Consider the following 4,977-nt stretch of genomic DNA (forward strand, 5'->3'; position numbering starts at 1 on the left):
TTCTTCGAGTTAGTCGATTCTATTCGAACGAGTTGTTTATTACCGACCGAAGACGCCCAAGCCATCAAAACCTCGTGTTAATAAAGGCGTTCCTAATAAATGGAAAGAAAAGCGGGCTAAGAAAATGGGGGCTACTGGCTAAAGTCAACAGTATTGGGAAGGGTATGTCGGCTACCCTTCCATAATGGCTTTATATGCTAATTATTTGCGTTAGACAATTCTCGATAATGAGTCGCCATTGCGCGCAGCTATTTCTTAACAAAATAATAATGCTCTCCAAATTTTCCTTTCAGCGTCATAGCATTGTCTGTTTTTTCAATTAGAGCAAACGTATCGAACCCCGTGCGGCCTAAATAGGGTACTTTTAGCTTACCATCTTCAATTTCATAAGCTAGAGGGGCTTGGTCATAATGACCTTCAGCGCGGGCGATATTAAGAATAGTCACTTTGCCATTTTTGAATACCCAGGTGTCTTGGCGTGGAATCGTTTCTTTAGCAGTAGCTGAGTTACGGGTATATTCTAATTTCCAAGTGCCTTCCACGTCGTCTTTTGATGTTAGGTTAGTGTCTGCGTAAGCAAGACCAGTAACTGCGAGTGCCAATAAAACTGACTTTATTATTATTTTTTTCATTGTCATTTTTCCTTTTATGAGTAATAAGTTGTTCGTCCTTGATTGTACGCCCCCTTAGCCAGCCACCCTAATTATTTTAAGTTTTTTATTGAATACTTGATCGGCGAGTTAACGCTTTATCTGGTTTTTGGGGTGATGGTGCAAGTTAAGCGCTTTATCGATTAAGCGTTGCTTATCAGTTTTTAGGCCCTACATCCGTATCGTTTTATGGCGGTGGCGGCAACCCTTTAGGAATACAGGCTAATCGTCCTAAAACTTTTGTAACAAGTGCCCTCTATTCTGCGTTCAGGCACTGAGCAAGCGTCGTTTACGTTTTTATTGGCACAGGCAGTAATGGCAAACAACGGTGGTGTTTGGGGTTGGCCAGGGAGTTCTTGTCTGCTGGGTGATGTTGGTTGTTTGGGCTCTGGTAGTGGGGGAATTGGCTCAGGTTCAGCCGTCGGTGCTTCATCATCGGCCAGTGGCTCTTCTGCTTCAGCGCTCTCTTCACTTTCTTCAGTAACGCTTGTTGAAAAACGCGGGTACTTCAGAGGTACTCGGTGCCGGTTCTTCCATGATTTCAGTGCCAGTTGCGGCAGGTGGCGGGGTGGTTAATTGTAATGATTCTTCCAGGTGCTGTTGTTGGTATTTATGATAAATCCCAAAGCCTATTAACGGGAGCAGTAACAATAAAACCCATGCGGCAACAGGTAGGTTACTGGCGGTTGCGTCTAGTTTTTTTCCGCAATACCGGCAATGCAGTTGATTCAATGTTTCACCTATAGGTACAGAATTATTTCTCCGGCAATGAGGGCATATTGCTAAGGTTAAAGACTTAGCGGGTTCTGTTGGTTTAGCGTTTTGTTCCTTAACCGAGATAGGCTTTTCAACTTCGGTCGCTAATTCGCTAAAAGCCGGCACACTAGATGGCGGCGGCGTGAACATACTTTTATAAATAGGTTCATTACTTAATAATAAGGCCTGGAAGGCTTGTATCGTTTGGGGGCGTTGTTCATGGTCTAGCAACATTGCCGCCATAATGGCTCGGCTAAATTGTGGGGTTAAGGTTGGGGTTAGTTGTATAGGCGAGACTAAGCTATCTTTGCGATGGCGGTTAATGGCATTTTCCGGCATCACGCCTGTAGTAATTAAATACAGCGTCGCGCCACAGGCATAAATATCCGACCACGGCCCTAATTGGTCTCCAGGTTCTGATAAGTATTGCTCAAACGGGGCAAATCCGCCGGTTAAAATAACCGATAACGATTGACTGGTTTGTCCAATCGCGAATCTCGCCGCGCCAAAATCAAGTAATATCGGCACATCACCCTTAGTCAAATAGATATTGGCGGGTTTAATGTCTCGGTGTAAAACTTTTTTCTGATGGACTTCTTTTAAGCCATCCAAAATCGGCAGCATAATGCTGTACGCTAAATGTTCCGATATTTTGCCGCCTTTACGGTGGACAAATTCCTCTAGCGATACTCCTTCGTAATAATCCATTACCAAATAAGCCGTGTTATTTTGGGTAAAAAACTCCCTTATTCTGACGACGTTAGGGTGACTGAATTGTGCTAAGGTTCTTGCTTCAGCTAAAAATTGCTCTAAGCCGTGTCGGTATTTTTCTTGCTCGTTCTGGTTTAAGACAATCGTTTGGTGGTCGGGGCTGCGGGTTGCTAGGTTGCTTGGAAAATATTCTTTAATCGCAACAGTGGTTTGCAATACTAAATCCCAGGCTAAATAGGTGACGCCAAAACCACCTGGATTGCCTAGAATTCGGCCAATTAGAAATTTATTATGCAGTACGGCTTGATAAGGTAAAACAGCCGGGTTTCTAGGTTGGTTACGATAGCCGCAATTAGGGCAGACAGCTGCTTGTTCTTGCTTTGGTTGCATACAACCCATGCACAGCTTAGGTAAACTCATAAGGACTATCCTTTATAGCTGGGTTTCAAGCTTGGGCTCAAACATAATCACTTGGTTTCTACCTGCTTGCTTAGCTTGGTATAACGCAGAGTCAGCCTGGGAAATTAATAAATCTCTAAGGTTATTGGCTTGATAATGATGATTTAATGCGGTAACGCCTATGCTAATTGTGACTGAGATAAGCTGATTTTCGTATTCGACGGGATTTTTCGCAATTAGGCTGCGAATAGTTTCGGCGACCACAAAAGCTTGTTGCTCGCTAGTATGCGGCATAATAATAGTGAATTCTTCACCACCATAACGACAAAATAAATCGGTTTTGCGAATACGTTTTTTGACAGTTTCGACGATATGCATAAGCACAGCATCGCCCGCTAAATGGCCATAGTTGTCGTTAAGTCGCTTAAAGTGATCCGCATCAAATATCAATAACGCAAGAAAATGGTTATAGCGGTATGCGTTGACAATTTCTTCGTCGAGTTTGGTCAAAAAATAGTGTTTATTATAAATTTGCAGCGCATGGTCTAAATGCATTTTCTCCAATAACGCTTGGTAATGGGCTTGCTCTGGGTTATTTTGGGCGAGAAATTTGAACAGATTATTGCCTATAGCAATCACGTCTTGGTCTTCGAGTAACACCGTAGTGACGGGTTTGTTATTGACTAACGTACCATTGCTGCTATTGGTGTCGATAAGTAGAAATTGATTAGCATTAAGCCGCTGCAATAAAGCATGGTTGCGCGATACGGCGATTTCAGGTATCTGAATATCCATTGCATCGCCTCGACCTATCGAAATTAGATTTCGGTCTAACCTTATCAGGGTTCTTAGATCCGCGACACTGCCTTTTAAGACGATTAAACAGGGGTGCTGGGTCGCGTTTTCCAATTCGTCGATGTTTATTTTTCCTGTATAAGTCGTTTTACTATTTCTCATTGCGCTTGATTGGGAAGTTTTACATCACGGTGTGACTATTTGGCAATAACATGGACGATTAACGCTGAAATATTATCATAACCGCCACGGCTATTCGCTAATTGTATAAGCTGTTCGCAAGCTATTTGTGCGGGGTGCTGACTTACAATCGCGAGCATTTCATTATCTTCAACTAATTCATATAAGCCATCTGAGCATAATAAAAAATGGTCATTTGGCTTGATAAGCACTGGCGCGTTAGAAATATCAACATACACGTCAGGTTTTACACCAACTGCGTGAGTAATTACATGTTTATGCGGATGTTGCTTAGCTTGTGCTGGGGTAATCAATCCGCTTCTGACTAATTCCGCTACGATAGAATGGTCTTCGGACAATTGTAGAGTTTTATGGTCACGAAACAAATATAAGCGGCTGTCGCCGGTATTAGCAAAAAAAGCATACTCCTCTAGGATAACAAGTGCCACTAAAGTCGTGCCCATGCTTTTTAATTCTAATGAATGTTCAGCGAGCTGATATATAGCAGAATTGGCTTCGGTAAAACCTGCTAATAGCGATTTAGCACAATTTTGTTCAGTTAGCTTACTGGCAGACATGCGTTGTAAGATTTCACCTGCGGTTTGACTGGCTATTTCTCCACCATTATAGCCGCCCATACCATCAGCGACATACGCTAATACTCCGGAATTATCCGCTAACTGAATAACGCCTGCGTCATCTTGGTTAATCGTTCGAGAGCGACCTATATCAGACAATAAGCCTATGTCGAGCTGGTAAGGTGGCGAATAAAGTGGGTAGCCCATAATAACTGCGTAGCGTTAAGCAAATAGTTGCATAGCCAACATAATAGCATCTTCGCGGCCATGTAATGCTGGGTAATAGCCTTTTCGGATACCAATCTCGTTAAAGCCTAAGCTTTGGTACAGCGCTAACGCAGCGGTATTAGAGGGGCGCACTTCTAAAAAAATAGTTTCTGCTTTACCTTTAGCGATTTCAATCATGTGCTCCATTAACTTACGACCTATGCCTTGATTTTGTTCAGCGGGGTCAACCGACACATTTAAAACATGCGCCTCGCCCGCTGCAATAGACACTAAACAATAGGCTAAGATTTTATCCATTTCTTCGCAAACCCAAGAGCTATAACCTGCTTTAAAACAATCTTTAAAAATATCTTCGCCCCAAGGAAAATGGTAGTTTTTTTGTTCTATAACCAGTATTTCAGGAATGTCAGACGGGCGCATTTTGCGTATGCGTAGCAAATCCTTACGGGTAACTGAATCGGGAAAAACTTTAGCGTAAAATTCTTTATCCGCATCATAGGCCATAAACTCTTTGATTTTATCGAATAATTCGTACATGGTGCTGTTCACTCTGTTGTTATTGTTTGGCTGCCAACGTAAGGCGGGACAGGGTATTCAGGCTGCATAACGCCAGGGATGGCGTGTAGTAGAGCAACGCAGCAGCAGTTGCCGAGGACGCCGTGAATACATCCCTGTAGGCT

The 4,977-nt window shown here is 42.9% G+C and carries 5 protein-coding genes; all 5 read right to left on the reverse strand.

The window, feature by feature from the left end; all coding sequences use genetic code 11:
• Positions 1–248 precede the first annotated feature (248 nt).
• The 5 genes from VZ94_RS13740 to rimI all read right to left on the reverse strand — a co-directional run bounded on the left by VZ94_RS13740 (position 249) and on the right by rimI (position 4,834).
• Positions 249–632, reverse strand: a complete 384-nt coding sequence (locus VZ94_RS13740; protein ID WP_045779664.1) for a hypothetical protein — start codon at positions 630–632, stop codon at positions 249–251.
• 495 nt (positions 633–1,127) lie between these two features.
• Positions 1,128–2,537 carry a serine/threonine protein kinase gene (locus VZ94_RS23110; RefSeq protein ID WP_052700538.1) on the reverse strand — a complete coding sequence of 470 codons (1,410 nt, stop codon included), beginning with the start codon at positions 2,535–2,537 and terminating at the stop codon, positions 1,128–1,130.
• 12 nt (positions 2,538–2,549) lie between these two features.
• Positions 2,550–3,473 (reverse strand): GGDEF domain-containing protein, encoded by a 924-nt coding sequence (locus tag VZ94_RS13750; protein WP_082081665.1) that lies wholly within the window; start codon positions 3,471–3,473, stop codon positions 2,550–2,552.
• Between the two features lie 35 nt (positions 3,474–3,508).
• Positions 3,509–4,276: a Stp1/IreP family PP2C-type Ser/Thr phosphatase gene (locus VZ94_RS13755; protein WP_045779665.1), complete on the reverse strand. Its 768-nt coding sequence runs from the start codon at positions 4,274–4,276 to the stop codon at positions 3,509–3,511.
• A 15-nt stretch (positions 4,277–4,291) separates the two neighbouring features.
• Positions 4,292–4,834: a ribosomal protein S18-alanine N-acetyltransferase gene (rimI, locus tag VZ94_RS13760; RefSeq protein WP_045779666.1), complete on the reverse strand. Its 543-nt coding sequence runs from the start codon at positions 4,832–4,834 to the stop codon at positions 4,292–4,294.
• Positions 4,835–4,977: the final 143 nt, after the last annotated feature.

The sequence above is a fragment of the Methylocucumis oryzae genome (assembly GCF_000963695.1).
Classification (GTDB): domain Bacteria; phylum Pseudomonadota; class Gammaproteobacteria; order Methylococcales; family Methylomonadaceae; genus Methylovulum; species Methylovulum oryzae.

What these genes read in the sequence shown, in the direction of transcription:
- VZ94_RS13740 (WP_045779664.1), bottom strand. Translation starts at nt 632, where the DNA reads ATGAAAAAAATAATAATAAAGTCAGTTTTATTGGCACTCGCAGTTACT.
- VZ94_RS23110 (WP_052700538.1), bottom strand. Translation starts at nt 2,537, where the DNA reads ATGAGTTTACCTAAGCTGTGCATGGGTTGTATGCAACCAAAGCAAGAA.
- VZ94_RS13750 (WP_082081665.1), bottom strand. Translation starts at nt 3,473, where the DNA reads ATGAGAAATAGTAAAACGACTTATACAGGAAAAATAAACATCGACGAA.
- VZ94_RS13755 (WP_045779665.1), bottom strand. Translation starts at nt 4,276, where the DNA reads ATGGGCTACCCACTTTATTCGCCACCTTACCAGCTCGACATAGGCTTA.
- rimI (WP_045779666.1), bottom strand. Translation starts at nt 4,834, where the DNA reads ATGTACGAATTATTCGATAAAATCAAAGAGTTTATGGCCTATGATGCG.